This window comes from Pantoea sp. MQR6 (assembly GCF_022761075.1).
GTDB lineage: Bacteria > Pseudomonadota > Gammaproteobacteria > Enterobacterales > Enterobacteriaceae > Pantoea > Pantoea phytostimulans.
In genome coordinates, this window is sequence record NZ_JAKYXB010000001.1 from 854956 (window position 1) to 881147 (window position 26192).

Genomic DNA, 26192 nt, shown 5'->3' on the forward strand with positions numbered 1-26192 from the left:
TTATTCAGCGCCTAACTTCTAGAATTTGAATTTTCAGCACGCTTACGCCATCACGCAGCAGATTGTAAAGGTAAGAAAATTTTTTGACGCCATTGCACTAACTGTTACATTAACGATCTGTTTATTATTCAGGAGTAACGGGCATCAGCCCACCTTTATGGATCGTCACCGACGTCGCTTAACCTGTTCTTTGCGCCTTCTGGCGCGTCATTTCACGCCTGACGGCGTATTCACTGCTCATTCAAATGCATTTTTGTCACGCCCAATGGTGCTGGCACACTCTCGCGCAATCTGTTCCTCGTTCAGGAGTCATTAATGGAAATTCTATTCGACCCCTCAATTTGGGCGGGTTTACTCACGCTTGTCGTGCTGGAAATCGTTTTAGGCATCGACAACTTGGTGTTTATCGCCATCCTGGCCGACAAATTGCCACCGAAGCAGCGTGATAAAGCGCGTCTGATCGGTTTGTCACTGGCCTTGGTCATGCGTTTGGGTTTGTTGTCGCTGATCTCCTGGATGGTGACGCTAACGCGGCCCCTATTCAGCGTAGGCGATTTCAGCTTTGCTGGACGAGATTTAATCTTGTTGGCAGGAGGTCTGTTCTTGCTGTTTAAGGCAACGATGGAACTGCATGAGCGGCTGGAAAACCGTCAGCTTGAAGGTTCAGGTAATCGTGGCTACGCCAGTTTCTGGGCGGTGGTGACGCAAATTGTGGTGTTAGATGCGGTGTTCTCACTCGACGCGGTGATTACCGCTGTAGGTATGGTAAACCACTTACCGGTGATGATGACCGCCGTGGTCATTGCCATGGGTGTGATGTTGTTGGCGTCGAAGCCGCTGACGAATTTCGTCAACGCGCATCCAACCGTAGTGGTGCTGTGTCTGAGCTTCCTGCTGATGATCGGTTTGTCGCTGGTGGCGGAAGGTTTTGGCTTCCACATTCCTAAAGGATATCTCTACGCTGCCATTGGCTTCTCAATCCTGATTGAGATGTTCAACCAGATTGCACGTCGCAACTTCATTCGTCATCAGTCGCATCGTCCCATGCGTGAACGTACCGCAGAAGCTATTTTGCGCTTAATGGGTGGAAGAAATCGCGCGCAGCCTACAAGCAGTGAAGAATCAGCCTTAGCCGAGGCGATGCCACAGGAAGCGTTTAAAGATGAAGAACGCTACATGATCAATGGTGTTCTGACGCTGGCATCACGTTCTATTCGTAGCATTATGACCCCGCGTGGTGAAATTTCTTGGGTAGACGCCAATCGTCCGGTTGATGAGATTCGCGTTCAGCTGCTTGATACGCCTCACAGCTTGTTCCCTGTATGTCGGGGTGAACTGGATGAAATCGTCGGTGTAGTACGGGCGAAAGAGCTGTTAGTGGCGCTGGAACATGGTATAGACGTAGCGTCCTTTGCTGCAAATACGCCGACCATTGTTGTGCCGGAAACGCTGGATCCGATCAACCTGCTAGGTGTTTTGCGTCGTGCCAAAGGCAGTTTTGTTATCGTTACCAACGAGTTCGGTGTAGTTCAGGGTTTAATTACCCCGCTAGACGTGTTGGAAGCTATCGCCGGTGAGTTCCCGGATGAAGATGAAACGCCGGATATCATCGCAGATGGCGACGGTTGGTTAGTAAAGGGTGGGACGGATCTGCATTCATTGCAGCAGCTACTCGACTTTCATGAGTTGGTCGATCCTGAAGAGGATCATGCATCACTGGCCGGTTTATTGATTGCTCAGAAAGGTCAGCTGCCGCTGCCGGGTGAAGTTATTGATATCGCGCCACTGCATTTCCAAATTATCGAAGCGACAGATTATCGCGTTGACCTGGTGCGTGTGACCAAGGACAAGCCTTACGATGAAGATGAAGAACAGCAGGCGTAAAGCGAAATAATCGAACTTAAAACGCACCGTTAATCGGTGCGTTTTTTTTGATTTATGTTTTGGTCGAAGCAGTGAAAGAGCAGGTTAAATTATTAAGCTTCAATGTCACTTTGATGGTGTTCCAGCCATGCCGGGAAATCTCCCAGCGGCATCGGGCGCGCATAATAATAGCCTTGCAGATGATCAACGCCACGTTCTCTTAAGTAGGCCGCTTGTTCCGCCGTTTCCACACCTTCTGCCACCAGACTGATATTCAGGCGCTGCGCCAGCGATATCACCATATCCGTTACGGTAGCGTTAATTGCATCGGTGCCAATTGCAGCGGTAAAAATCTTGTCGATTTTCAGAACATCCGGCTTCAAATCTTTTAGGTAGGAAAGCGAGCTGTGTCCGGTGCCAAAATCATCAATCGCCAGCCGAACGCCAATCTCATGCAGCTGAGAAATCACTGATTGATCGACGACCGGCAGCGCATCCCGCTCGGTTAATTCAACAACCAACTTTGGCACGGGGTTAGCCGGCCACCAAAGGTGCTGCAGATCCTCTACAATCGCCCGATTGCGGAAGTGGCTGGCAGCGACATTAATGGCAATATGAAAGGAAGGGCAACGCGGCAGGATAGGTAAATGTGCAACGACCTGATTCAGTACAAAGCGGGTGAGCGGAGCAATCAGATTCTGACGCTCAGCCAGCGGAATAAACACGTCGGGTGCAATCCAGCCCTGCCGCGCGTTATGCCAGCGCAGCAGTAACTCAATGCCATCGCACTCGCCTGTTTTGGCGTTGATCAGAGGCTGGCAGTAAACCATAAATTCGTTAGCCGTAATGCCATAGCTAATTTGCCAGCTCAGACTCATGCGATTAGCCGTTGCCAGCCAGACGATATAACCCATTAGCAGGCTTAACAGCAAGGCCAGCGGAAGCTGGGAAGGCAACGTCGCCAGTGCCAGTCGCGTAGGCGAAGGGCCATACAGCGTGATACTAAATGGATAACGTAGCGACGCTTCGTTGTAGCTCACCTCATCCTCTGAAGGCACCGTTGGTTCAATCAGCGGATTGCCATATTCCAAACTGTCGCCATTAACGTTAAGAATCGCTCGCTCAACCCACGGCAATTGAGGCTCAAGCAGATAATTGCTCATTAACTCAATATTAATGACCTGCAATATACCGGAGTGGTTATCGATACTTTTAGGTGTCCAGAGCAGCAAAACCGGTGAGCCTTTTAGCAAAAAATTATCGGTTGATAACATCATGCGCTGATTATTAATGGCGAGTTCAGGGTAATTCTGACTGAAAGAGATATCGCGAGGACCATAAATACTGGAGCAGTAAATGGTGTCATTTTCCACCAGCAAAATAGCGCGTACAGTTTGTGAGGCGGCTATTTTTTCGATCAGCGGAAAGCGTACATCACTACAGGAAACGCCCACCAGTCCCAGCGTGTTATTCGCTGAAACATCTAACGGCGAGAACATCCGATCAAAACGCATAATGGCGTTATCGGCAAAATTAAGTGCTCGCTGCTCTATACGTGACTTCTCTTCAATAAAGCGAAAAGCCAGAGTCAAAATAAGAACGATGGCGGCGATCACCAGCGCAATAAGCAAGCGCTTGCGCCTGAATTGTCCAACAAATTGCTGGGCCATGAGCATCAGTAACCACCTTCCCAAGAGCAAGAGAAATCCAATATAACGGGGTTGTTATCGGCACGACACGGTCCAGGTTTAGGCCATGTTCCTGAAAACGGCACTGAAAAAAGCGGTATTAGAAAATTGCGCGACCCTCAAGTCGCGCGGAAAATTACTTTACATAATTCCAGGGGGCTGAGATAGCGGAGGATGCGGATTTGAAAACGATTGCACGTAAATTAAGCATTTTGCGTATCGCTTAATTTAATCGCACTGGACCTTAATCGCCAAACCACCGCGCGAGGTTTCGCGATATTTCGCATTCATATCTTTACCGGTTTCATACATTGTTTCGATAACTTTATCGAGCGACACGCGCGGTTCGCTGGTACGACGTAGCGCCATACGCGCCGCATTGATCGCCTTCACTGAAGCAATCGCATTGCGCTCAATACAGGGAACCTGCACCTGACCCGCAACTGGATCGCAGGTTAATCCCAGGTTATGTTCCATGCCAATCTCTGCGGCGACGCAGACTTGTTCCGGGCTGCCACCGAGCAATTCGGCTAAGCCTGCTGCGGCCATAGAACACGCCACGCCAACTTCTCCCTGACAGCCTACTTCGGCACCAGAAATGGAGGCATTCATTTTGTACAGCACGCCAATGGCGCCTGATGCCAGGAAGTAGCGGATAAAGATATCCGGCGTAACGGTTTCGATAAAATGATCATAGTAGGCCAACACAGCGGGCACGATACCGCAGGCACCGTTAGTTGGCGCAGTCACCACCCGTCCGCCAGCAGCATTCTCTTCATTAACTGCCAAAGCAAACATATTGACCCAATCGATAACATCCATCGGATCGTTGGAGTGCTTGTGAGAAGAGACTAAAAGACGACGCAGGGACGCCGCTCGACGCGGCACTCGCAGCGGACCCGGCAACACGCCTTCAGTATTTAAACCCCGATCAATACAGGCCTGCATGGTTTGCCAAATAGTCGTGAAGTAGGCGTATATTTCATCACGTGAATGCAGCGCCAGTTCATTCTTCATGACCAAACCAGAAAGCGATAAGCCGGTTTCGCGACAGTGCGCTAACAGATCTTTAGCGGAGTGGAAGGGCCAGGGAACCGACACCTCGTCTAGCGCAGATTGACCAAAATGCTCTTCATCGACGATGAAGCCGCCGCCGATGGAATAGTAGGTTTTAGACAGAATTAACAGGTCGCCGGCAAAAGCAAGTAAGCGCAATCCGTTTTCATGCAGCGAGAGGTTCTCACCGCGGAAAACCATGCCGCCTTCGCGAGGAAAATCGACTTCATGCGCGCCCTTAGCCAGCAACAGACGTTCACGCTGCTCAACGTCTTTAATAAAAGCAGGAATAGCATCAATGTTGACGCTGTCCGGTGATTCACCTGCTAATCCCAAAATAATGGCGATATCAGTGTGGTGACCCTTGCCGGTCAAAGAGAGTGAACCGTAGACGTCAACCGCAATCCGTGTCACATCATGCAGCTTTCCCTGTTCTGATAATAAATCCACAAACTGTTTACCGGCCTTCATCGGACCAACAGTATGAGAACTTGATGGGCCAATGCCCACTTTGAACATGTCGAAAACGCTAATCACAGGTGACACTCCTCACAAATTATTCTAAGTCTGCCGAAGCAGTTTATGGCGCTAATAGTAACCATCACCAACCAGAAAGCAGTAGCTTTTCGCATGAAAAAAACTAATTAAAAAGGCGAGAAAATATTATCGTTCTGGCGGACTGCATACCGCAAAGTTTAGGACATGGGGCTAAAGGAAACTGGGCGTGACCGAACAGAACAATCACAAAGAATGCGAAGCCCCTGTCCAGGTCTGGCACATCACGTCGTGGTGTTATCGAGACGTCGAATTGCGGGTGTCAGGCTCGCGGCCAGTGTGGCAATCAGCACTGCGGCGGCTGAAGCCAGCAGTACGTTCATATTGCCAAAATGCATAGCCAGCGGGCCAGCGGCGACTTCGCCTACAGGAATGGCCACAAATGAACCCATCGCGTCCCAGGCATAGACGCGTGCCAGCTTATCGGGGGCGATGTGCGTTTGTAGCGAATGTGCCCAAACGACACCAAACTGGCCAAATCCCACGCCGGCGATGAAAAATGCAGCCATCAACAGTAAAGCAGAAGGAACCAAACCCAGCACGATAATGGGTAACGCACAAAGAGCGACCAGCAGAGTGCCAACAAACAGCTCCCGGCGTGGACGCCATCGAAGTGCGATAAAAGATCCAACAAACAATCCCAGACTTTGTGCCGCTAAGCTCATTCCCCAGCCTGCTCGGCCAAAGGTTGAATCAGCTACAACAGGTCCGATTACCATCATTACGCCACTAAACGCGGCGTTAACAAGGGTGAACTGAACCACGATAATCCACACCCAGGCGCGGCTAATAAATTCTCTCCAGCCGTCTCGCAGATCGTGAAGGATATTGCTGTTCGGTTCTGCAGACGCAACCTGGCGCGTGCTTATCAGGGTATAAAGTGGCGCGGAAAGGGCGAACCCCAGCGCATCTATAGCTAATCCCCATCCGGGGCCGACCGCGCTGGTTAATAATCCGCCCAGCGAGGCACCAATGACGGTTCCCGCGTAAACGCCGAGTTGAATAAATGCGTTGGCTTCACGAAGAGCATGCGCAGGGACGATTTGAGGCACCATTGCCGAAGACGCTGGCAGTGCAATACCGGCAGCGGCGCCGTTAAAAGCGCCAAGTACAGCTAACGACATAATGGTCGCGGATCCGTCGAGCACCGTCCACGCAACGACTGCCTGAGAGAGTGCAGCCATTATTGAAGATGAAAACAGAACAACGCGCCGGGAATAGCGATCAGCGAGTATGCCGCCAATCAATAAAAAGACGATGTTAAAAACAGAACGTGCGGCAACGACAAACCCTAATTCCCCGGTTGATCCACCGATGTCCAAAACCGCAAAAGCCAGTGCAATAGGCGCAATGGCATTTCCTAAGACGGTGAGGAAACGCGCAGTAAACAAATATCGAAACGAAGGGTAATGGAATGCACGACCAGAAGAACAGGCTATTACTGTGTCGTTCAATGTCTTCTCCGAAAAGGGTCTTTTTAAAGCATAAAGAGCGGCTTTTGGGCAACATACCGTTGCCGGTTTTACCGCCAATTGTGCATCGTTAGAAGGCGATCTGCTGGCTGAGAGCCCGAATGATGCCAGCGGTCATGCCCCAAACGAGGTAATCCTCATAAATTGAGAGCCAAACTGGATGTCGAATACCGGCACGATGAATAGTTAACGAGGAATATCGGCTCAGCTGCAACGCTTCTGCTAATGGCATTTCAAAAGCGCTTTGTACTTCATCAGGATTGATCCGCAAAGAAAGTGTTGCGGGTATAATGCCCACAACCGGTGTTACCTGAAAACCGGTGCTGCTGGTGACTGCAGGTAAGCTGCCGAGTATCTCGACCTGGCTAGGGTCGATGCCCACTTCTTCATACGCTTCTCGTAATGCCGTAACGATCAACGATTCATCGCTGGCATCCTGCATGCCGCCAGGAAACGCGACCTGGCCTGCATGTTTGCGCAGGGCGTGGGATCGTTGTGTTAATAACAATCCAGGCTGTTCACGCGCGATAATCGGCACTAAAACCGCAGCATGACGGCCTGCCAGGCGGTGCGTTTGCTGCAGCGGCTGATGCAAGATAAAGCGACTACGAAAGGCTTCAAGCGTCAGTGAAGGTGTCATTTACTCTCCCTGCTCAAGGGTCGGCAAAATGCGGCTCACCTTGTGAAAGGTTTCTTGATACTCCGCGTCCAGTTCACTGTCTGCGACCAGACCGCCGCCTGCGGAACAATAAAGCTGCTGCGCTTCGGCAATCAGTGTACGAATGGTGATACTGGTATCCATGCGGCCGCAAAGGCTGAGATAACCGATGCTACCGCACCATGCATTACGGCGCTGCGGTTCGAGTTCATCAATAATTTGCATTGCACGGATTTTGGGGGCGCCGGTGATTGAGCCACCGGGGAAGCAGGCGCGCAATAAATCTGTGGCGTGCAAGGTGTTGGGTAATGTGGCGCGAATGGTGCTGACCAGATGATGCACCGCCGGAAAAGGCTCAACGATAAATAATTCCGGCACGCTGACGGAACCGGGCAACGCGACACGTCCAATATCGTTGCGTAGAAGATCGACAATCATCAAATTTTCGGCGCGATCTTTTTCAGAGGCGGCAAGCTGCTCGGCTTGCTGGCGATCGGCGGCGGGATCGTCCATTCTTGGGCGCGTTCCTTTGATGGGACGCGTTTCAATCACACCCTGGTCAAGCGCCAAAAAGCGTTCCGGCGACAGGCTCAGAATCGCACTGTCGGGCAGACGCAAGAATGCGCTGAACGGCGCGCGATTAGCGTGGTTAAGCGTGCAAAACGCCTGCCATTCGTCACCTTGATAGCTTGCCTGAAACCGCTGCGCAAAGTTGACCTGATAACAATCGCCCGCCTGAATATACGCCTGCACCGCGTGGAAGCGTTTGGCGTAGTCGTCGTAGCTGAGATTGGATTGCCAGCTGCTGGTAAGCGAAAAGGGTAGGGCAGTGCGCTCAGGCCATTTTTCAAGCCATGCCAGGCGTGCCTGTAGATCATTCAGCGCAATCAGCGTGAGGGAGTGTAAATGGTGATCGGCGATTAACGCCCAGTCATAAATGCCAACCGCCATGTCGGGCGTATTGAGATCGGCTTCGGCCATCGCTGGCAACGGTTCAAATCGGCGACCCAGATCATAACCAAACAGGCCCAGCGCCCCACCTTGAAAAGGCAGATTGGCATTGGATGTTGGCTTTATGCCAAGGGCATCGCACTGCTGTTGCACCAGTTGTAACGGACAACCCGGCGTGTCAATAACCTGATCACCCTGACAAACAGTGGTCAGCAGCCCGCGTGTGGTTAAGGTCACGCGCGGATCGGCGGTGAGAATATCAAAACGGTTATCGGCGTGATCGGCATTGCCAGAAGAGAGCAACATTGCCCAAGGAAGATGTGCTATGCGGGCAAAGCGCTGGGTAAGCGCATCCGGGGTATACTTTAAGCTGAGGGTTTCTACAATCATCGGGCAAAAGATCAAACGTCAATGAGGGCGCTAGACTGACATATTTTTAACGCACTAGCACCTGTTAGTTCCACGTGGAATAATGTCCGCCCAAAACCAGGAGTAGAACATGTTTACAGGTTTACCGGCACTTTCTCACGAACAGCAGCAGCAGGCAGTTGAGCGAATTCAGGAGTTGATGGCGGGCGGCATGTCTAGCGGTCAAGCCATCACTCAGGTTGCTCAAGAAATTCGTCAAAATCATAAAGGCGAGCAAATTCGAGCGCTCTTTGAAGATGAAGACGAGGATGAAGAAGTCTGACGCCCGCCGTTTTGCTTACTTCAGTTTCGTCTATTTCAGTATGGTTTAAAGAGCAGCAATAATTTTGATTTCAACTTTGTATTTTGGGTTCATTAAACCGGCCTGAACCGTACAGCGAACGGGGGCGTTATCGGGGGAAACCCATGCGTCCCAGGCGCGATTCATTGCAGCAAAATCGGCTTTGTCGACCAGAAATAGGGTGGCATCAAGGATTTTGCTTTTATCACTTCCCACGCGCGTTAACAGTGCGTCAATAACAGCGAGAGCATTTGCCGTTTGCTCTTCCGCATCTGCATCCAGATTTTCCGGCACGCTGGTGTAATAAACAGTGTCATTGTGAATCACGGCTTCAGACATACGGTGTTCCGGGTCAATACGCGTAATGCTCATGTTCTTCTCCTTAATTTTAAGTCGATTAGCCTGACATAACTCTGCCATTGCTGTCATCTTTTGTTAAAAACAGGCGTAAAAGCCATCACTGAAAGCATTGGCTTCTCTTTTTTAGAGATTAAGTCATAAAAATTTTCTCCGCTTAATTAGTTGAAATTAAAATAAAAACACAAAATATCCTAATGCGAATCCTTCTCGTTACGCTTTTATTCTCAGCGACCTCGTTCCAGGCTTAATGGGCAACTTCAGGCGAATCACTTACCAGGAGAAAACCATGTTCCATCATTCATCAAAACTTCAGTATCCCGTTCGTGTCGAAAAGCCCGATCCCGAGTTTGCGATGTTGTTGCAACAAGCGATTGGTGGGGTAGAAGGCGAGATCCGTGTTGCGATGCAGTATTTCTTTCAGGCGATGGGCGCACGCGGTGATGCGCGCATTAAAGATCTACTGATATCAACGGCAACAGAAGAGTTAGCCCATATTGAAATGCTTGGCCATGCTGTTGCGCTTAATCTGGAGGGTGCACCGCTTTCTTATCAGGAAGCTTCTGCAAAAGATCCGGTGGTTAATGCGATTCTGGGCGGAATGAATCCGCGTCATATATTGTCATCTGGCCTGGCTGCGATGCCGGTTAATGCAAACGGCGTATCATTCGATATGAGTCACATTTATGCTTCTGGAAACGTCGCGGCGGACATGTTGGCTAACGTTACCGCGGAAGCAACAGGCCGCGTGCTGGCTACCCGCTTGTACAATCTTACGGAAGATAAGGGAATGAAAGATTTTCTCTCTTTCCTGATTGCTCGCGACACAATGCACCAGCAACAGTGGCTGGCGGTCATTGAGGATATGGGCGGATTGAGTGCTTCTCTACCCATTCCTAATAGTTTCCCGCAATCTGAAGAGGCGCAGGAACATTCCTATTACTGCCTCAATACTTCATTAGACAAACCACTGCCTAAAGGACGCTGGAGTGAAGGACCGGCATTTGATGGAGTGGGCGAATTTAGTGCGAAAGAGCAGCCTGATATTTTGGGTGAAGAACCTGTTTTAGGGCATGCTCGTGCGGGGTCAGGTGCGCAGTCGGAACAAATGCTTTCAGCATCTGCATCATCGCCTTCTGTTCTGAAAAAATAATCATCTGAGCCTGAATGCTCAAGTCATAAAAAAACCGGCATTTGCCGGTTTTTTTATGCTGATCTAAACGTAAAATCAAAACCCATGATCGTCGGGTGTTTTGCTGACAACCCTTTCCAACAGCGTTCTTAGCAGATCCTGTTTTACGTGATCAGAACTGCTTTCCAACTCAGCAATAATAAAAAGAATAATCGCTTTATTACTGACATGCCCATTAGCCATTTCAACTCGCTCTACAATCGCATTTAAAAGCTGAGTTTCTGGAGAATACCTGTCTCCGCTATCTGAAAGAGAGGCGGAACTATTATTAATGATTGTGCTGTGCTGCATTACAATATTCTCGACTATAATTTGTTGTTTTTCGGAAGCAATCCAGTGTTTATTTTTATCAGCGCTGGTTGTTAAAACTATATATATGACGCGCGCCAATTGACGATTCGGCGCTTTACTATCTCTTCCTGAAATGAAAAGGCATTTTACTTTTCTCTTTTAGAGATAACTGAATCCCAAAAGATTATTAATTATTGGATGATGCTTTCAAGGATAAGCCGTAAAGGCAGGCGCAAAAATGTCTTTTATTCATTTCTCTTTTCGCTGAGTAAAATTAATGGATGAACCCAGTGAATTAGCGATGAAATCATCAGCGGCCAAATAACAGACCAATCAAAACATGATAATGACGTTCTTCTTCAGCGCTTGAGGCAAGTTCAAGACGGCGCACTAATTTGGTACACAAGGATTTGCGATTGAGATTGCCGCCTGCACGAAGAATCTCGACAACAATCTGTCCCAGGGTTTCTTGCTGGGAGGGTAGCGAAGCCTTGTTAAAATAGCGGGCAATGTCGTTTGCGGAATTCGGTACGAGTCCGTTCTGGCGCATGTTCTACCCTCAATATGTCATCATTTGGTGATCGGCGTTTTCTGAGGCGAAAGTTATACAAAAACTAAACCTTTGTACAGGGATTCGTTAAAGCTTAGGGATTTAATTTTAACGTTAAGAAACCATTTAAGGATAAACAATCACTTAAGTCACAGCTATGAACTAATATTTTTTTGATCAGAAAAGCGGATCGGCTGAGGGTGTTCAAGATTTGTCTTGCTTGAGGAAGGAGAAAGCAGATGCACAGAGGGGTGCATCTGCCGGAAAGCGCTACAGGTTACTCTTTTACAGCGCTTTGCTGCAGCCAAAGATCGGTACCAAATATACGGTTTCCCTCTTTGGGTTGACCGGTAAGCGTGAGCCAGTTGAGCTCAGCACGATTGCGGTTTGCCGGCTGCAAGAAGCTTGATAACCATTTCCGCGCGTCATAAATGAGTTGTAGACGCGCATCACTGCTCTCCACCTCGGCCATCAAAGTCAGTTTATTCATCAACGCATCGACACTGATTTGCTGATCGTTAACGGCGAGACTTACCGCTGCTTCACCAATAACGGCATGTCCTTTTTGTTCATCATGAAATAGCAAAGTTGTACCTCCGTTATATTGATGTTGTAGTGATTTACCTAGTGTTGAAATTTAAGCCTAGCAGAAAATAATGATTTTGGGATCGACGTTGTTGGGTTCAGCTTATAACAGCAATAGGCAAAGGTTGTTGACACTATTATTATCGCTGCAATTTTCTGGAATAAATCGCGAGAATCCGTAGTGAATAAACGCTGATAATTCGTCGTGATATGAACTGCAGATAATTACTTATTTTTATTGAGGTTTATGCGTCATTTAGAGGGCTAATTGCTTTAATTAATAAGGCTGAAAAAAGAGAGGGTTAACCGGTGATTAAAAACAAATATATTTAATGCTTGTTTTAATTTCGGCTTCAAGTCGATTCTCCTCAATTCTTTTCGCGTCTGAATCGGCTTGTCTTTCAAAAGTAATATTTTACAACGCGTAGCATAAAAGGGGAGGTAACTGTTTAATTGCTTAAAGAACAAGGGCTAATACAAACGTTACGATAATTCGGGCCTTTTGCTTAACGCCTACAATACTGACATAATTACAGTGTTTTTGCTGTTCTTTGAGAGGGTATGTGGCAGACGATTTTGCAGTGGATGGCGCGCTTGCGCAGGCGATTGCTGGTTTTAAACCCCGTGAAGCGCAGCGTGAAATGGCGCAGGCGGTCTCAGAAGCCGTAAAAGGCTTGGGCGAACTGGTGGTAGAAGCGGGAACCGGTACAGGAAAAACTTATGCATATTTAGCCCCAGCGTTACGTGCCGGTAAAAAGGTTATCGTTTCCACCGGCTCTAAAGCCTTGCAGGACCAGCTTTATAGCCGCGATCTGCCCACTATTGCCAAAGCGCTGAAGTTCACGGGCAAAACGGCCTTGTTAAAAGGGCGCTCAAACTATCTTTGTCTTGAACGTCTGGAACAGCAGTCCATGGCGGGCGGCGATTTGACTGTTCAGGCGCTGACCGATCTTGTCACGTTACGTGGATGGTCATCGCAAACCGCAGATGGTGATATCAGTAGCTGTGGTGGCGTAACGGAAGATAGCCCAATCTGGCCTTTGGTCACCAGCACCAACGACAATTGCCTCGGCAGCGACTGCCCACTCTATAAAGAGTGTTTTGTCGTTAAAGCGCGGAAACGTGCCATGGATGCTGACGTCGTGGTGGTGAATCACCATCTGTTTCTGGCTGATCTGGTGGTTAAAGAGAGTGGCTTTGCTGAATTGATCCCCGAAGCTGACGTAATGATCTTCGATGAAGCCCATCAGCTGCCTGATATTGCCAGCCAATATTTTGGCCAACAACTTTCCAGCCGCCAGCTTTTGGATCTCGCCAAAGACATCATCATTGCTTATCGCACTGAAGTACGCGATGTACAGCAACTGCAAAAATCAGCCGATCGCCTGGCGCAATGCGCGCAAGATTTTCGCTTATCCTTGGGCGATCCGGGCTACCGCGGCAATTTGCGTGACTTGCTCAGCGATAACAATGTCATGCGCATGTTCACCTTATTAGATGATGCGCTGGAGCTCTGTTACGACGTTATAAAAATGTCGCTGGGTCGTTCCGCTTTATTGGATGCCGCTTTTGAGCGAGCCGCTCTTTATCGGACTCGCCTGAAACGGCTGCACGCCATTAGCGAATCCGGCTTTAGTTATTGGTATGAATGCACTTCACGGCATTTTACCCTGGCGTTGACGCCGCTTTCTGTAGCGGAACGCTTCCGCGAAGTCATGGATAATCGCAAAGCTGCATGGATTTTTACCTCCGCCACGCTGGCGGTCGATGAAAAGATGGATCACTTTGCCGATCGCTTAGGCGTGAATCAGGCGAAAAGCCTCATCCTCAACAGCCCGTTTGATTATTCCCAGCAGGCGCTGCTTTGCGTGCCGCGTCATTTACCTGAACCCAATCGCCCCGGCGGTGCGCGTCAACTGGCGCAGATGATGAAACCGCTTATTGATGCCAATAAAGGGCGCTGCTTCTTTCTTTGCACCTCTCACCTGATGATGCGTGAGCTGGCGGCAGAGTTCCGCGCCTCAATGACATTGCCAGTGTTAGTGCAAGGTGAGACCAGCAAAGGTCAGTTGCTCAAACAATTTATTGAGAAAGGCAACGCGTTGCTGGTTGCGACCAGCAGTTTCTGGGAAGGCGTGGACGTGCGGGGAGATGCGCTTTCATTAGTTATCATCGATAAATTACCGTTCACATCACCGGAAGATCCGCTGTTAAAAGCGCGCATGGAAGATTGCCGCATTCGCGGCGGCGATCCGTTTGCTGATGTGCAATTACCGGATGCGGTGATTACGCTGAAACAGGGCGTCGGTCGTCTTATTCGTGATACCGAAGATCGGGGGGTGTTGGTGATTTGCGATCAGCGTTTAGTCTCGCGTCCTTATGGCGCCTTGTTCCTTAACAGCCTGCCACCCACGCCGCGTACGCGTGATATTGGCCGTGCTATTGCGTTCATTCGTCAGCAACCGACAGCGTAATTTTGTGCTAAGATGCGCGCCGTTTTTGAATCTCCAGAGGTGGTTATGTCTGCCCGAATTTTAGCGCTGGATACCGCGACAGAAGCGTGTTCAGCCGCGTTGTTAAATCAGCAATACATTGATGCTCGCTTTGAAATTGCGCCGCGCGATCATACGCAGCGTATTCTCCCGCTGGTTGAAGAATTATTAGTGGCACAGCAGCTTGAATTAACCGAGCTAGATGCGCTGGCTTTTGGTCGTGGCCCTGGCAGTTTTACCGGCGTACGTATCGGCATTGGCATCGCACAAGGTTTAGCGTTTGGTGCAACGCTACCGATGATTGGTGTATCGACTTTAGCCACGCTAGCGCAAGGTGCCTGGCGTCAACAGGGCGCCAGCCGGGTGTTGGCTGCCATTGATGCGCGTATGGGTGAAGTTTACTGGGCCGAATATCAGCGTGATGAGAAAGGCGTATGGCAGGGTGAAGCCAGTGAAAGCGTACTATCGCCAGAGGCGGCGTTAACACGCATGCAGGCGCTGGAAGGCGAATGGCACACCGCTGGCACCGGTTGGCAAGCCTATCCTGAATTACAACAAGGTCATGCGCTGCAACTTACTGCAAGTGAAGTTTTGCTTCCGGCTGCGCAAGATATGCTGCCATTAGCACAACAGGCGCTTGAGCAGGGCAAAACGGTTCTGCCTGAACATGCGGAACCGACTTACTTGCGTAATGAAGTCGCCTGGAAAAAATTACCGGGCCGCGAATAGCCACGCAACTTATTGTTATGCGACCAGTCTAAACAATTATTATCTGGAGATCGCCTATGTCAATTTGCCGTAAGAGCCTGTCGGGCCTGTTGTTGACCTGCACGCTGATTTTAACGGGTTGTGTTTCCATCCCGGACAACATTAAAGGCGGCTCGGCGCTCCCGCAGCAAGATCTATTGCGCGTGATGAATGATCCAGCCATTTATAAAGGTCAGGAGTCACGTTTTGGCGGCAAGGTGGTCAACGTGAAGAATCTCAATGGCAAAACCCGCCTTGAAATTGCGACCCAGCCGCTGGATGATAGCGCACGTCCACGCCTTGGCGCGGCTTCCGTTGGACGGATATACGCTGATATTCATGGCTTCGTCGATCCCGTCGACGTAAAAGACCAGTATGTTACTGTGCTAGGAGCCATCAAAGGCACTGAAGCGGGAATGATTGGTGAAGCCAAATATAACTTTGTCGTGATCGATGTGCGGGGTTATCAACGCTGGCATTTAACCAAACAGGTGATGTCGCCACCGCAACCCATTGATCCGTGGATTTGGTACGGACCAACGCGGCATCGCGCCGGTTATTGGGGGCCAAATCCTTATTGGGGCATGTATAGCAGCGGTCCCGCTCAGGTGGAAACTATCCTGACAGAATAGATCTGGCTCGTTCAATTCTTCAGCCCGGTCGCAGCGCGCGTAACCGGGCTTTTTTATTGTGCTTTTTCACTGGCACGAAATTTAGTGATGAACTTCGCAACCTCTAAAGGCCGAAATACGCAGACTGGTACAATCAGTTAAAATATTGTTAACAAACCAGTTGGGCGAGGCGGCGATGGGAATACAACATGATTATCGGGGTGCATCCTTGAATAAGGTTTGGCTAAAACGCTATCCGGCTGATGTTCCGGCTGAAATTAGTGCAGATCGTTATACCTCCTTAGTGGATCTGTTTGAGCAAGCCGCAAAGCGCTACGCTGAACAACCTGCGTTTTGGAATATGGGTCAAAAAATGACCTACCGTCAACTGGAGCAAAAAAGCCGGGCTTTTGCCGCTTATTTACAAAATGCGTTGAAGCTTAAACCCGGCGATCGTGTAGCGTTAATGATGCCAAATCTACTGCAATATCCAGTGGCACTGTTTGGTGTATTGCGTGCGGGAATGGTGGTGGTGAATGTTAACCCGCTTTATACCCCGCGCGAGTTAAAGCATCAGCTCAACGACAGCGGGGCCAGCGCGATTGTCATCGTCTCTAATTTTGCGCATACGCTGGAAAAAGTGGCGGCGGAGACCCAAGTTAAGCACGTCATCCTGACGCGAATGGGTGATCAACTGGCGCCGGTAAAAGCGACGCTGGTTAATTTCGTGGTTAAATACATTAAGCGTCTGGTTCCCAAATATCATCTACCGGGCGCGATCTCCTTTCGCAGCGTAGTGCAGCTTGGCGCTGACATGCCGTATCAACGCCCTGAAATCAGCAATGACGATTTAGCCTTTCTGCAATATACCGGCGGCACCACGGGCGTAGCGAAGGGGGCGATGTTGACGCATCGCAACATGCAGGCCAACCTCGAACAGACCCGCGCGACTTATGGCAAAGTGCTGCGTGACGGTAAAGAGTGCGTTGTCACGGCATTGCCGCTTTATCACATCTTCGCTTTAACAGTTAACGGGCTGCTCTTTTTGGAGCTGGGCGGACAAAATTTGCTCATCACCAATCCACGCGATATTCCCGGTTTCGTGAAGGAAATGGCCAAATTTCCGTTCACCGCGATCACTGGCGTCAATACTTTGTTTAACGCCCTGTTGAACGACGCGGAGTTTAACAAACTCGACTTTTCTACGCTGCGCCTTTCTGCAGGCGGTGGTATGGCAGTGCAAAAAGCGGTGGCAGAGCGTTGGGAAAAACTGACCGGGCACTATTTGCTGGAGGGATATGGTCTGACAGAGTGCTCGCCGCTGGTTTCGGTTAATCCTTATGACATCAGTAGCCACACTGGCAGCATTGGCTTGCCTGTTCCATCAACCGACGTTCGGGTATTGGATGATGCGGGTAATGATGTTCCGCCAGGTGAACCGGGTGAGCTGTGCATTCGTGGCCCGCAGGTGATGTTAGGTTACTGGCAGCATCCAGACGCCACCGCTGAAGTGCTTAAAAATGGCTGGCTCCACAGCGGTGATATTGTTACCGTTGATCAGGAAGGATTTATCCGCATTGTCGATCGTAAAAAGGATATGATTCTGGTTTCCGGTTTCAATGTTTATCCTAACGAAATTGAAGATGTGCTAATGCAACATCCTAAAGTGCGTGAAGCTGCGGCCATTGGCGTACCCAGTGATTTATCCGGCGAAGCAGTGAAAGTCTGCATCGTAAAAAAGGATCAGTCTCTGACCAAAGAAGAGTTGCTTGATCACTGTCGTCGCCAGTTAACCGGTTACAAGGTGCCAAAAATTATCGAGTTCCGCGAAGAATTGCCAAAGACCAACGTCGGCAAGATTCTGCGCCGGGAATTGCGTGATGAGGCGAAACCCAGCGCCTAATGAGCCTCAACACATTTACAGGTTGAACGCCGGCGATGACCGGCGTTTTTATTGCTTTTAACATGGAGCACCGCGCGTTGTTTGCTGCGGTGGAAAATTGAACGTGAACTATTCCCTGATTGACCAAGATGATCAACTGGCTTTGGTGTGCCAAAAAGCGCGCCGACATGCCGCTGTGGCGCTCGACACTGAGTTTGTCCGCACCCGCACCTATTATCCGCAATTGGGCTTGATTCAACTGTTCGATAATGAACAGCTGGTTCTGATCGATCCTTTAAAAATCAGTGACTGGTCCGCTTTTATTGATTTACTGACTGACACCAAGGTCACTAAATTTTTGCATGCCGGTGGCGAAGATCTTGAAGTCTTCCTGCATCGTTTTGGCGTATTGCCGCAGCCGATGATCGACACGCAAATCCTGGCCGCGTTCTCCGGTCAGCCGCTTTCATGGGGCTTCGCTTCAATGGTTGCGCACTTCACTCAGGTTGAACTGGATAAGAGCGAATCGCGTACCGACTGGCTGGCGCGCCCATTAACGGAGCGCCAATGCATTTATGCAGCAGCAGATGTGCATTATCTGTTGCCAATCGCTCATCAGCTGATGGCGTTAACTACCGAAGCGGGCAATATGGCTGCTGCGCTGAGCGAGTGCGACAACCTTTGTCAGCGTCGTCTGGATGCGCTGGAACCAGAAGAAGCCTGGCGCGATATCACCAATGCCTGGCAATTGCGTCCACGCCAGTTGGCGGTACTGCAACGCTTAGCTGCGTGGCGTTTGAAAGTGGCGCGTGAAAAAGATATGGCAGTTAATTTTGTCGTGCGCGAAGAGCACTTATGGAAAGTGGCGCGCTTTATGCCGGGTTCATTGGGTGAACTGGATCATCTGGGTTTGTCAGGCCATGAGATTCGTTTTCACGGTAAAACGCTGGTGGCGCTGGTTGCTGAGGCGCAGGCGCTGGATGAAAGTGAACTTCCGCAGCCGCTGGGTAATCTGATCGATCATCCGCACTACAAGCAGGTATTCAAAGCGATGAAAGCGTTGGTGCAGCAGGTAAGTGAAGAGAGCGGATTTAGTCAGGAACTGTTGGCATCGCGTCGACAGATTAATCAGGTATTGAGTCAACACTGGGGATTAAAGCCACAGGGACGTCTACCCGAATTGCTGACAGGATGGCGGGGCGAGCTGTTAAAGCCGGGTATCGATAAAATTCTGGCTGACGTTTAGTCTCTTGAACTTTCCCCTGCAACAGCGCAGGGGAAATTCAGGAAACGGCTGGTGTCATTTAGTCACTTCTTCCGTTTCCGGTAAGGTCACGTTCAGCTCCAGAATTGAGATGTCATCTCCTTTCTGATCGAGTTGGACAGTAACCATTTCCGGGTCGATCTTCACGTATTTGCAAATCACTTCCAGAATGTCGCGCTTAAGTTGCGGAAGATAGTGGGGCTCACTGTCGCCCCTTCTGCGTTCTGCCACGATAATCTGTAGCCTTTCCTTGGCTATATTGGCAGTGTTCTTCTTCCGGGATAAAAAGAAATCGAGTAATGCCATGGTTTATCCCCCGAACAGGCGTTTCAGGAAACCCTTCTTCTCTTCTTCAATAAAGCGGAAGGGGCGAACTTCACCGAGTAACCGTTCAACGGTATCGGCATAGGCTTTGCCAGCATCAGATTCGCTGTCGAGGATCACCGGCTCACCTTGGTTGGAGGCGCGCAAGACAGATTGATCTTCTGGGATCACACCAACCAGCGGAATGCGCAGGATTTCCAGCACATCTTCCATGCTCAGCATGTCGCCACGACTGACGCGGCCAGGGTTATAACGGGTTAATAGCAGGTGCTCCTTAACGGGATCCTGGCTGTTTTCAGCACGGCGAGACTTGGAAGAGATGATGCCAAGAATACGATCCGAGTCGCGTACTGAAGATACTTCTGGGTTGGTAGTAATGATCGCTTCATCTGCAAAATAGAGCGCCATTAATGCACCGGTTTCGATACCTGCTGGTGAGTCGCAGACGATGAAATCAAATTCCATGGTCGCTAAATCATTCAGAACTTTTTCTACACCTTCACGTGTTAACGCATCTTTATCGCGCGTTTGTGAAGCGGGCAGAATGTAGAGCTGCTCGGTGCGCTTATCTCTGATCAACGCTTGATTCAGTGTGGCATCGCCTTGAATGACATTGACGAAGTCATAAACAACACGACGTTCACAACCCATAATCAAATCAAGATTACGCAGACCAATATCAAAATCGATAACTACCGTTTTTTTGCCTTTCTGCGCTAAACCGGTGGCGATGGCCGCGCTTGACGTGGTCTTACCAACGCCCCCTTTACCGGATGTAACTACAATAATGCGTGCCATAAATGTTGATTTCCTTAACGAAAGAAAAGGGGCCTAATTAAGTGTCTGGATAGTCAGCGCGCCATCCTGAAGCGAGAGGCGCGCGGCTTTACCAAAAAATTCTTCCGGGATCTGATCCATAATCCAGTATTCGCCGGCAATTGAGACCAACTCTGCAGCCAGGTTGGTACAAAAAATCTGGCAATCGCGATCGCCGCTGGCACCCGCCAGCGCCCGCCCGCGCATCATGCCGTAAATATGGATATTGCCATCGGCAACCAGTTCTGCCCCGGCGCTGACGCTGCTAGTCACGATCAGATCGGCATTGCGCGCATAGATTTGCTGACCCGAGCGAACAGGTGTGTTGACGATGCGAGTTTTAGTGGCAACCGGTTCGGCCACGATCGGTTTCGCTTCTGGCTCTGGGGGTTCGCTGCGCTTTTTCCCCTCTTTACCTTCTGCCAAAACGGGCAAACCCGCACGGACGATCATCCGCTTTAGCGCTTCGTTTTTGCAGCCACTGACGCCAACAATACGCAAACCTGTTGCCAGCACCGCCTGTTGCAACTGTTTCCAGTTCACATCTCCGGTCAACGTCGCAACATTCAACACCACCGGTGCGTTTCTCAGAAAATCTGGAGCCTGGTCAATCTTGTCTTGAAGTGCCTTGCGAATCACCTCAGGATCGTGGTGATGCAGATGAACGACAGACAGGGTGAAACTGCTACCTTTGAATTCGATTGGCGTTTGCGACATCTGTCCCGACTCAGTCCTGTTTTCACTACCGTTTGCTAAGCGATGATAAATCCATCATTTTACAAAAACGGTGAATATTCGAAGTACTGCAAGCATGTTATAGTTACAGCTATATTCAGACAAGCCTCATTGCGGGTTAATTCGAGTAAAAAATATGTTTTGTGTGATCTACAGAAGTCCAATGCGTGATCAAACTTATCTCTATGTTGAAAAAAGAGACGATTTTTCAAGGGTGCCGGAAGCGCTGCTCAAAGGCTTTGGTAAGCCAAAGCTGGCAATGGTGCTAACGCTGGAGGGGCGCGACAAACTGGCTAATGCGGATATCAATAAAGTTAAGCAAGGTTTAAGCGAACAAGGCTATTATTTGCAGCTTCCACCACCGATTGAAAATTTGCTAAAAGTTCATCTTGGATCGGATAAAAAAGATTAATTCGGATTCATCTGTAAATATAATTATCTGATCAGCTCTTTCTTAGCGAATTATATTTTTTACAACTTTACATTATTAACAGCGGCGTAATTACGCCGTTATTAGCGTTATTTTTTATGTCCTCCGGTAACGTTTCTGCGCACTTAATCGCCACTGTCGTCGACAAATTAACGGTTTTTGACAATTTCCACATACCTTACCGTTAAAAGCATCTTATTATTTGCCGACGAGGTTGGCTTTCTGACCAACGCGTGCGCACTCATCAATCTGCCAGCATCGCTGGCGCCACACCTAACAAAAGCAGGGGATTAGCATGTATCAGCATCGTAACTGGCAAGGCGCTCTGTTGGACTATTCGGTTAACAAAGTGGTTTGCGTCGGCAGCAACTATGCGAAACACATTAAGGAAATGGGCAGCGCTACGCCAACTGAGCCGGTGGTGTTTATTAAGCCGGAAACGGCGTTGTGTGATTTGCGTCAGCCGCTGTCAATTCCCAGCGCCTTTGGTGAGGTTCATCACGAAATCGAACTGGCGGTTCTCATTGGGGCCACATTGAAACAGGCAACCGAAGAACATGTGGCAAAAGCGATCGCCGGATACGGTGTGGCGCTGGACCTTACCCTGCGTGATCTGCAAGCTGGATTCAAAAAAGCGGGCCAGCCTTGGGAAAAATCAAAAGGATTTGATAACTCTTGTCCGCTGTCGGGTTTTATCCCTGTATCGGAGTTTAGCGATCCACAAAATGTTGAGTTGAAGCTGGTGGTTAATGGTGAGGTTCGACAACATGGCAATACGTCGGATATGATCCATAAAATCCTGCCGCTGATTGCGCACATGAGTCAGTACTTTACCCTGCGCGCCGGAGATGTGGTGCTAACCGGTACGCCGGAAGGTGTTGGCCCAATGCATTCTGGTGATACGCTGGAAGTGTCGTTGGCGGGCCACGGAATTAGCACCCGCGTATTGTAAAAACTTGCATCGCCGCACCAGAGGCTTTATAAGGTGCGGTTTGATTTAAAGCAGGACATTGATCATGACTGACACCCCTTTCTGGCAACATAAACGCCTGGCACAAATGAGCGATGAGGAATGGGAATCCTTATGTGATGGTTGTGGTCAGTGCTGCCTGAACAAACTGCAAGATGCCGACACGGATGAGATCTATTTCACCAACGTCGCCTGTAACCAGCTCAATATTAAAACCTGCCAGTGCCGCAACTATGAACGCCGTTTTGAACTGGAAGAGGATTGCATCAAGCTGACGCGGGAAAATCTCACCACGTTTAACTGGCTACCGCGTACCTGCGCTTACCGTTTGTTAGGTGAAGGCAAAACCTTACCTGCATGGCACCCTTTACGGGCTGGCTCAAAAAAAGAGATGCATGCACAGCGGATTTCGGTGCGTTACATTGCGGTACGAGAAAGCGAAGTACGCGATTGGGAAGACCACATCATTGACCGGCCCGATCGTAACGGCTAGGTTTTGCAGTGAAGAATGAGATAACAAAAGATCGCATAAGAAAAAGGCTGCCTCAGGCAGCCTTTTTGCGTTTAGCGCAGGTTAGCGGCTAAAAAGATCGCGACGCTTGGCTTTGAAAGGCTGAGCAATCAGCACCAATAATCCGACCAACAGGTAAGCACCAAACACCACAATCATCCATTGCGGCATGCTCAATGTCATAAAGGTCCAGCTGCGTTCTGCACAATCGCCGCTGGCAACAAACACAGCGGGCAGCCATTTATCTAAGGGCAGCCAGGTTGGGAAGCGTGCGGCAAAATCACAGGTTGTAAAAGGATTCGGGTGCAGCTGAATCATGGTGTGTTCCCATGAAAGACGCAATCCTTCCCACGCGCTGTATAACCACATCAACAGGGCGACTAAACGTAATGGTGATTTTGGTGCAAGGGCGCCGACAATTCCCGCGCCCATCACTCCGAAGAGTGCGTTGCGTTCATAAATACACATCACGCAGGGTTTTAAACCCATAACATGTTGGAACCACAACGCCGTCAGTTCCAGTGCCAGCGCCGTTAGAGCCAGTAATAACCATGCTCCACGACCACGAGAACATTGATTTAGATATCGCAACATATTGCATTCCCTGTAAACGTTAATGCTCCGCAGTGTAAACCAAAAGCGTCTCTACGCCAGCCTGGCTTCGCGTAAAATCATGTACAAACATGACGTAACATTGATCCTGGCTAGCTGAAGCGTTGAAAATGCGGCACGTGAATTCAGCCTGTGTTCGACATGCTATGGGTGATAGATCGCCAGAAAGAAGATGACCACGCTGGAGAGCACCGCGCTAAAAAGTTAGCGCATCAAAAATACTGCATTATCCTTTTGATGTTTTTACAGTTGAGTCTCAAAAAATCCTATTCAGGTAGGGCTGAGGCAAATCCCGGCATGGGATGAGAAAGAAAGCGGCTGAATTTTGCGTCAGCGCCCGCTTTTAATAGTTTCGCAGGCTATATCCGCTATAGGGCGTCTGGTATGATGAGTGCCCATCATGATAAAGAAAGCAACGAGAACAAACTGCTATGGTCATTAAGGCTCAGAGCCCAGCGGGATTTGCTGAAGAATATATTATTGAAAGCATCTGGAATAGCCGCTTTCCGCCGGGATCAATTTTGCCTGCTGAGCGTGAGCTTTCTGAATTGATTGGGGTAACGCGCACCACGCTGCGAGAAGTTTTACAACGCCTGGCGCGTGATGGGTGGTTAACCATTCAACACGGTAAACCTACCCGCGTTAATGATTTTTGGGAAACGTCAGGACTCAACATTCTTGAAACGCTGGCACGACTCGATCACGATAGCGTGCCGGTTTTGATCGATAATCTGCTGTCAGTGCGCACCAATATTTCGTCAATTTTTATCAGCCGCGCGCTACGTCATCACCCTGAAAAAGCCAGAGAAGTGCTGGAAACCGTCGCGATTGCTGAGGATCACGCTGATGCTTACACCGAGATGGATTATCGCGTATTTCGCGGTCTGGCTTTCGCCTCGGGTAATCCTATCTATGGCCTGATTCTTAACGGTTTGAAAGGGTTGTATACCCGTGTTGGGCGTCATTATTTCTCAAGCCCAGAGGCGCGCCAGGTTGCACGAGATTTCTATCAAAAGCTGTTGAGCCTGTGTGACGGACAACCCGCTCAAGATGAAATTGTTGAAACCGTAAGAAATTACGGACGTCGCAGTGGCGAAATCTGGCACAGCATGCAAAAAAATCTGCCCGATGATTTAGGCAGCAAGCGATAAATATAAAAAAACCGGACATCCCATCCGGTTTTTTTCACGCTGCATAAAATTAAAGTGGGCTGCCTCGCGCTGGATTTCGATCCAACAGTTCAACGCTTCCATCTTCATTCTGCTGTTCCAAAATTACATCAAATCCCCACAAACGGTGCACATGTTTGAGCACTTCACGACGGCTTTTATCCAGCGGCGTGCGGCTTTGTGGCACATAGCGCAGCGTTAACGAGCGATCACCGCGTAAATCAACGTTGTAGACCTGAATATTAGGTTCAAGGTTGCTGAGATTGTATTGCGCCGAAAGCTGTTGGCGAATCGCTCGATATCCCGCCTCATCGTGAATGGCTGCAATTTCCAGATAATTATTGCGGTCATCATCCAGCACAGTGAACAAACGGAAATCACGCATGATTTTAGGTGACAGGAATTGGCTGATGAAGCTTTCATCTTTGAATTCACGCATCGCAAAATGCAGCGTTTCAAGCCAGTCCGATCCAGCAATGTCTGGGAACCAGTAACGATCTTCTTCGGTTGGCGTCTGACAAATACGCTTGATGTCCTGGAACATCGCAAAGCCCAGCGCATAGGGATTAATGCCGTTGTACCAAGGACTGTTATAAGGCGGCTGGAACACCACATTGGTGTGGCTGTGCAAGAACTCCATCATGAAGCGTTCAGACACTTTCCCTTCATCGTAAAGGTGATTTAGGATGGTGTAGTGCCAGAACGTCGCCCAGCCTTCATTCATCACCTGCGTCTGTTTTTGCGGATAAAAATATTGGCTAACTTTGCGAACGATACGCAGAATCTCGCGCTGCCACGGTTCGAGCAACGGTGCATTTTTTTCCATGAAATAGAGCAGGTTTTCTTGCGGTTCAGAAGGGTAGCGAGCAGCTTCAACCTGCACCGTCTCTTTCTCGCGACGCGGCAAGGTGCGCCACAGCGTATTTACCTGACTTTGCAGATACTCTTCGCGGCTTTTCTGTCGCGCCTTCTCTTCCTGCAACGAAATCTTCTGAGGACGCTTATAGCGATCAACGCCGTAATTCATCAGCGCGTGGCAGGAATCCAGCAGCCGTTCAACAACTTCTACGCCGTAGCGTTCTTCGCAGTCGGTGATGTAATTCTTAGCGAATAGCAAGTAATCAACAATCGAACTGGCGTCTGTCCAACTGCGGAACAGATAATTATTTTTGAAGAAAGAGTTGTGACCGTAGCAGGCGTGCGCCATCACCAGCGCCTGCATCGTCATGGTGTTTTCTTCCATCAGATAGGCAATACAAGGATTAGAGTTGATCACAATCTCGTAAGCCAAACCTTGCTGGCCATGTTTGTAGCGCTGTTCAGTTTCAATGAATTTTTTGCCAAAGGACCAGTGCGCATAATTAATAGGCATGCCGACGCTGGAGTAGGCATCCATCATTTGCTCGGAGGTGATCACTTCGATTTGGTGTGGATAGGTATCGAGCCGATAGAGTTTGGCTACGCGGTCAATCTCAGCAAGATAGACATCAAGTAAATCAAATGTCCAGTCTGGTCCGTCACTGAGTCGTTTGCTGTCCTTAATGGGCTCGTCAAAGATAGTCGTCATAGCGCACCTCTGTTTTAGCAAACTGGCTTACCCTTATGGGTAGCCCGTTTCGGTTATTTAAGGCTTCATCCTGAGAAAGAAAAACCTAAAAAACTGAGCGAACACTTCAATGATAGCCCACTGTCGCCTATCCGA

General features: G+C 49.4%; 26 protein-coding genes. 12 read left to right on the forward strand and 14 right to left on the reverse strand.

Annotated elements, in window-relative coordinates; all coding sequences use genetic code 11:
* Window positions 1–315 precede the first annotated feature (315 nt).
* A complete protein-coding gene (locus MUG06_RS03930; RefSeq protein WP_215846632.1) occupies window positions 316–1884 on the forward strand; it encodes a TerC family protein in 1569 nt (522 codons plus the stop codon).
* A 92-nt stretch (window positions 1885–1976) separates the two neighbouring features.
* Here the strand turns inward: MUG06_RS03930 and MUG06_RS03935 are convergent, their stop codons facing one another.
* The 5 genes from MUG06_RS03935 to pabB form a co-directional block, all read right to left on the reverse strand.
* A complete protein-coding gene (locus MUG06_RS03935) occupies window positions 1977–3539 on the reverse strand; it encodes an EAL domain-containing protein (protein ID WP_215846633.1) in 1563 nt (520 codons plus the stop codon).
* 240 nt (window positions 3540–3779) lie between these two features.
* Complete coding sequence (locus MUG06_RS03940) at window positions 3780–5144, reverse strand: L-serine ammonia-lyase (protein WP_215846635.1); 1365 nt, start codon at window positions 5142–5144, stop codon at window positions 3780–3782.
* A gap of 242 nt (window positions 5145–5386) precedes the next feature.
* Window positions 5387–6616: an MFS transporter gene (locus MUG06_RS03945; protein ID WP_243077793.1), complete on the reverse strand. Its 1230-nt coding sequence runs from the start codon at window positions 6614–6616 to the stop codon at window positions 5387–5389.
* 88 nt (window positions 6617–6704) lie between these two features.
* Window positions 6705–7274 (reverse strand): CoA pyrophosphatase, encoded by a 570-nt coding sequence (locus MUG06_RS03950; RefSeq protein ID WP_215846637.1) that lies wholly within the window; start codon window positions 7272–7274, stop codon window positions 6705–6707.
* The gene (pabB, locus tag MUG06_RS03955) at window positions 7275–8633 is read right to left on the reverse strand and encodes an aminodeoxychorismate synthase component 1 (RefSeq protein WP_243077794.1); all 1359 of its coding nucleotides are present in this window, start codon (window positions 8631–8633) and stop codon (window positions 7275–7277) included.
* A 109-nt stretch (window positions 8634–8742) separates the two neighbouring features.
* On the opposite strand from pabB, the gene MUG06_RS03960 reads away from it, so the two are divergent.
* The gene (locus MUG06_RS03960) at window positions 8743–8934 is read left to right on the forward strand and encodes a YoaH family protein (protein ID WP_215846638.1); all 192 of its coding nucleotides are present in this window, start codon (window positions 8743–8745) and stop codon (window positions 8932–8934) included.
* Window positions 8935–8979: 45 nt separating this feature from the next.
* On the opposite strand, the gene MUG06_RS03965 is transcribed toward MUG06_RS03960, so the two are convergent.
* A complete protein-coding gene (locus tag MUG06_RS03965; protein ID WP_243077795.1) occupies window positions 8980–9324 on the reverse strand; it encodes a RidA family protein in 345 nt (114 codons plus the stop codon).
* A gap of 274 nt (window positions 9325–9598) precedes the next feature.
* Here MUG06_RS03965 and MUG06_RS03970 point away from each other — a divergent pair, with 274 nt between their 5' ends.
* A complete protein-coding gene (locus MUG06_RS03970; protein WP_243077796.1) occupies window positions 9599–10462 on the forward strand; it encodes a manganese catalase family protein in 864 nt (287 codons plus the stop codon).
* 75 nt (window positions 10463–10537) lie between these two features.
* Here the strand turns inward: MUG06_RS03970 and MUG06_RS03975 are convergent, their stop codons facing one another.
* The 3 genes from MUG06_RS03975 to MUG06_RS03985 form a co-directional block, all read right to left on the reverse strand.
* Complete coding sequence (locus MUG06_RS03975) at window positions 10538–10891, reverse strand: biofilm development regulator YmgB/AriR family protein (protein ID WP_243077797.1); 354 nt, start codon at window positions 10889–10891, stop codon at window positions 10538–10540.
* Window positions 10892–11102: 211 nt separating this feature from the next.
* On the reverse strand, window positions 11103–11342 hold the full coding sequence (gene ycgZ, locus MUG06_RS03980; RefSeq protein ID WP_215846639.1) for a regulatory protein YcgZ: 240 nt from the start codon (window positions 11340–11342) through the stop codon (window positions 11103–11105).
* A 277-nt stretch (window positions 11343–11619) separates the two neighbouring features.
* Window positions 11620–11928, reverse strand: a complete 309-nt coding sequence (locus MUG06_RS03985) for a hypothetical protein (protein WP_215846640.1) — start codon at window positions 11926–11928, stop codon at window positions 11620–11622.
* A 562-nt stretch (window positions 11929–12490) separates the two neighbouring features.
* Between MUG06_RS03985 and MUG06_RS03990 the strand changes: the two genes are divergently transcribed.
* From MUG06_RS03990 to rnd, 5 genes are all read left to right on the forward strand, one after another.
* Window positions 12491–14401: an ATP-dependent DNA helicase gene (locus tag MUG06_RS03990; RefSeq protein WP_243077798.1), complete on the forward strand. Its 1911-nt coding sequence runs from the start codon at window positions 12491–12493 to the stop codon at window positions 14399–14401.
* A gap of 45 nt (window positions 14402–14446) precedes the next feature.
* On the forward strand, window positions 14447–15148 hold the full coding sequence (gene tsaB / locus MUG06_RS03995; RefSeq protein ID WP_243077799.1) for a tRNA (adenosine(37)-N6)-threonylcarbamoyltransferase complex dimerization subunit type 1 TsaB: 702 nt from the start codon (window positions 14447–14449) through the stop codon (window positions 15146–15148).
* A 56-nt stretch (window positions 15149–15204) separates the two neighbouring features.
* Window positions 15205–15798 carry a Slp family lipoprotein gene (locus MUG06_RS04000; RefSeq protein WP_243077800.1) on the forward strand — a complete coding sequence of 198 codons (594 nt, stop codon included), beginning with the start codon at window positions 15205–15207 and terminating at the stop codon, window positions 15796–15798.
* Between the two features lie 208 nt (window positions 15799–16006).
* Window positions 16007–17680 (forward strand): long-chain-fatty-acid--CoA ligase FadD, encoded by a 1674-nt coding sequence (gene fadD / locus MUG06_RS04005; protein WP_215848268.1) that lies wholly within the window; start codon window positions 16007–16009, stop codon window positions 17678–17680.
* A gap of 103 nt (window positions 17681–17783) precedes the next feature.
* On the forward strand, window positions 17784–18905 hold the full coding sequence (rnd, locus tag MUG06_RS04010; RefSeq protein ID WP_243077801.1) for a ribonuclease D: 1122 nt from the start codon (window positions 17784–17786) through the stop codon (window positions 18903–18905).
* Between the two features lie 54 nt (window positions 18906–18959).
* Here the strand turns inward: rnd and minE are convergent, their stop codons facing one another.
* The 3 genes from minE to minC are packed head-to-tail and all read right to left on the reverse strand — an operon-like array spanning window position 18960 to window position 20780.
* Window positions 18960–19229, reverse strand: coding sequence for a cell division topological specificity factor MinE (gene minE / locus MUG06_RS04015; protein ID WP_031374622.1), 270 nt, complete (start codon window positions 19227–19229; stop codon window positions 18960–18962).
* Between the two features lie 3 nt (window positions 19230–19232).
* Window positions 19233–20045, reverse strand: coding sequence for a septum site-determining protein MinD (gene minD, locus MUG06_RS04020; protein ID WP_243077802.1), 813 nt, complete (start codon window positions 20043–20045; stop codon window positions 19233–19235).
* 33 nt (window positions 20046–20078) lie between these two features.
* Window positions 20079–20780 carry a septum site-determining protein MinC gene (gene minC, locus MUG06_RS04025; RefSeq protein WP_215846645.1) on the reverse strand — a complete coding sequence of 234 codons (702 nt, stop codon included), beginning with the start codon at window positions 20778–20780 and terminating at the stop codon, window positions 20079–20081.
* A 154-nt stretch (window positions 20781–20934) separates the two neighbouring features.
* On the opposite strand from minC, the gene MUG06_RS04030 reads away from it, so the two are divergent.
* The 3 genes from MUG06_RS04030 (at window position 20935) to MUG06_RS04040 (ending at window position 22691) form a co-directional block, all read left to right on the forward strand.
* The gene (locus MUG06_RS04030) at window positions 20935–21210 is read left to right on the forward strand and encodes a YcgL domain-containing protein (RefSeq protein WP_215846646.1); all 276 of its coding nucleotides are present in this window, start codon (window positions 20935–20937) and stop codon (window positions 21208–21210) included.
* 313 nt (window positions 21211–21523) lie between these two features.
* Window positions 21524–22180, forward strand: a complete 657-nt coding sequence (locus MUG06_RS04035) for a fumarylacetoacetate hydrolase family protein (protein ID WP_215846647.1) — start codon at window positions 21524–21526, stop codon at window positions 22178–22180.
* A 64-nt stretch (window positions 22181–22244) separates the two neighbouring features.
* Window positions 22245–22691 carry a YcgN family cysteine cluster protein gene (locus MUG06_RS04040; protein WP_243077803.1) on the forward strand — a complete coding sequence of 149 codons (447 nt, stop codon included), beginning with the start codon at window positions 22245–22247 and terminating at the stop codon, window positions 22689–22691.
* A gap of 81 nt (window positions 22692–22772) precedes the next feature.
* Here the strand turns inward: MUG06_RS04040 and dsbB are convergent, their stop codons facing one another.
* Window positions 22773–23303 carry a disulfide bond formation protein DsbB gene (gene dsbB / locus MUG06_RS04045; protein WP_215846648.1) on the reverse strand — a complete coding sequence of 177 codons (531 nt, stop codon included), beginning with the start codon at window positions 23301–23303 and terminating at the stop codon, window positions 22773–22775.
* Between the two features lie 449 nt (window positions 23304–23752).
* Here dsbB and fadR point away from each other — a divergent pair, with 449 nt between their 5' ends.
* Complete coding sequence (fadR, locus tag MUG06_RS04050) at window positions 23753–24472, forward strand: fatty acid metabolism transcriptional regulator FadR (RefSeq protein WP_243077804.1); 720 nt, start codon at window positions 23753–23755, stop codon at window positions 24470–24472.
* Window positions 24473–24521: 49 nt separating this feature from the next.
* Here the strand turns inward: fadR and MUG06_RS04055 are convergent, their stop codons facing one another.
* Window positions 24522–26057 carry a SpoVR family protein gene (locus MUG06_RS04055; RefSeq protein ID WP_215846649.1) on the reverse strand — a complete coding sequence of 512 codons (1536 nt, stop codon included), beginning with the start codon at window positions 26055–26057 and terminating at the stop codon, window positions 24522–24524.
* Window positions 26058–26192: the final 135 nt, after the last annotated feature.

What these genes read in the sequence shown, in the direction of transcription:
- MUG06_RS03960 (WP_215846638.1), top strand. Translation starts at nt 8,743, where the DNA reads ATGTTTACAGGTTTACCGGCACTTTCTCACGAACAGCAGCAGCAGGCA.
- minD (WP_243077802.1), bottom strand. Translation starts at nt 20,045, where the DNA reads ATGGCACGCATTATTGTAGTTACATCCGGTAAAGGGGGCGTTGGTAAG.
- minC (WP_215846645.1), bottom strand. Translation starts at nt 20,780, where the DNA reads ATGTCGCAAACGCCAATCGAATTCAAAGGTAGCAGTTTCACCCTGTCT.
- MUG06_RS04055 (WP_215846649.1), bottom strand. Translation starts at nt 26,057, where the DNA reads ATGACGACTATCTTTGACGAGCCCATTAAGGACAGCAAACGACTCAGT.
- MUG06_RS04000 (WP_243077800.1), top strand. Translation starts at nt 15,205, where the DNA reads ATGTCAATTTGCCGTAAGAGCCTGTCGGGCCTGTTGTTGACCTGCACG.
- ycgZ (WP_215846639.1), bottom strand. Translation starts at nt 11,342, where the DNA reads ATGCGCCAGAACGGACTCGTACCGAATTCCGCAAACGACATTGCCCGC.
- MUG06_RS04035 (WP_215846647.1), top strand. Translation starts at nt 21,524, where the DNA reads ATGTATCAGCATCGTAACTGGCAAGGCGCTCTGTTGGACTATTCGGTT.
- pabB (WP_243077794.1), bottom strand. Translation starts at nt 8,633, where the DNA reads ATGATTGTAGAAACCCTCAGCTTAAAGTATACCCCGGATGCGCTTACC.
- minE (WP_031374622.1), bottom strand. Translation starts at nt 19,229, where the DNA reads ATGGCATTACTCGATTTCTTTTTATCCCGGAAGAAGAACACTGCCAAT.
- MUG06_RS04030 (WP_215846646.1), top strand. Translation starts at nt 20,935, where the DNA reads ATGTTTTGTGTGATCTACAGAAGTCCAATGCGTGATCAAACTTATCTC.
- dsbB (WP_215846648.1), bottom strand. Translation starts at nt 23,303, where the DNA reads ATGTTGCGATATCTAAATCAATGTTCTCGTGGTCGTGGAGCATGGTTA.
- MUG06_RS03970 (WP_243077796.1), top strand. Translation starts at nt 9,599, where the DNA reads ATGTTCCATCATTCATCAAAACTTCAGTATCCCGTTCGTGTCGAAAAG.
- MUG06_RS04040 (WP_243077803.1), top strand. Translation starts at nt 22,245, where the DNA reads ATGACTGACACCCCTTTCTGGCAACATAAACGCCTGGCACAAATGAGC.
- tsaB (WP_243077799.1), top strand. Translation starts at nt 14,447, where the DNA reads ATGTCTGCCCGAATTTTAGCGCTGGATACCGCGACAGAAGCGTGTTCA.
- MUG06_RS03930 (WP_215846632.1), top strand. Translation starts at nt 316, where the DNA reads ATGGAAATTCTATTCGACCCCTCAATTTGGGCGGGTTTACTCACGCTT.
- fadR (WP_243077804.1), top strand. Translation starts at nt 23,753, where the DNA reads ATGGTCATTAAGGCTCAGAGCCCAGCGGGATTTGCTGAAGAATATATT.
- MUG06_RS03965 (WP_243077795.1), bottom strand. Translation starts at nt 9,324, where the DNA reads ATGAGCATTACGCGTATTGACCCGGAACACCGTATGTCTGAAGCCGTG.
- MUG06_RS03950 (WP_215846637.1), bottom strand. Translation starts at nt 7,274, where the DNA reads ATGACACCTTCACTGACGCTTGAAGCCTTTCGTAGTCGCTTTATCTTG.
- MUG06_RS03935 (WP_215846633.1), bottom strand. Translation starts at nt 3,539, where the DNA reads ATGCTCATGGCCCAGCAATTTGTTGGACAATTCAGGCGCAAGCGCTTG.